The organism is Bradyrhizobium sp. UFLA05-112, assembly GCF_053572325.1.
In genome coordinates this window covers 1-618 of sequence record NZ_JBANBK010000220.1, presented here as the reverse complement: position 1 = coordinate 618, position 618 = coordinate 1, and the positions used below count along the sequence as shown (strand labels likewise).

General features: G+C 66.0%; 2 pseudogenes. One reads left to right on the top strand and one right to left on the bottom strand.

Annotation, left to right across the window (positions count from 1 at the left end):
• A pseudogene (locus SO180_RS42465) lies at positions 1 to 319 on the bottom strand (IS110 family transposase); the annotation flags it as partial.
• Here SO180_RS42465 and SO180_RS42460 point away from each other — a divergent pair.
• Positions 300 to 618: pseudogene (locus tag SO180_RS42460) on the top strand (IS110 family transposase); the annotation flags it as partial. The pseudogenes SO180_RS42465 and SO180_RS42460 overlap by 20 nt on opposite strands.

Sequence of the window (618 nt, the reverse complement as noted above, 5' to 3'; positions counted from 1 at the left end):
GTGCCTTCAAATGCGCCGGTAGCAGTCGCCCATCGCCGGTACGCAAGGCCTCAAGCCGTGCCCGGCGGTTGCTCCGCAGCGGCGCGTAGTCGGATATCCCTTGCGCGAACAGAAGACCCTTGATCCGGTTCACATGCTCGATCCGCTCGGCGATCAAGGTCTTCCGCTCGCGGCAAAGCCTGCGATGGTCCTCTTCTTCCGGAGAGGGGGCAACGACCATCGCACAGACCCGCGGCTCGCCGCGCTTGTAGGCGAGAAGCGTCCGCAACAGCGTCTCGCCATCGAGCCTGTCCGTCTTGGCCCGCCGGCGCCGGCGGGCCAAGACGGACAGGCTCGATGGCGAGACGCTGTTGCGGACGCTTCTCGCCTACAAGCGCGGCGAGCCGCGGGTCTGTGCGATGGTCGTTGCCCCCTCTCCGGAAGAAGAGGACCATCGCAGGCTTTGCCGCGAGCGGAAGACCTTGATCGCCGAGCGGATCGAGCATGTGAACCGGATCAAGGGTCTTCTGTTCGCGCAAGGGATATCCGACTACGCGCCGCTGCGGAGCAACCGCCGGGCACGGCTTGAGGCCTTGCGTACCGGCGATGGGCGACTGCTACCGGCGCATTTGAAGGCAC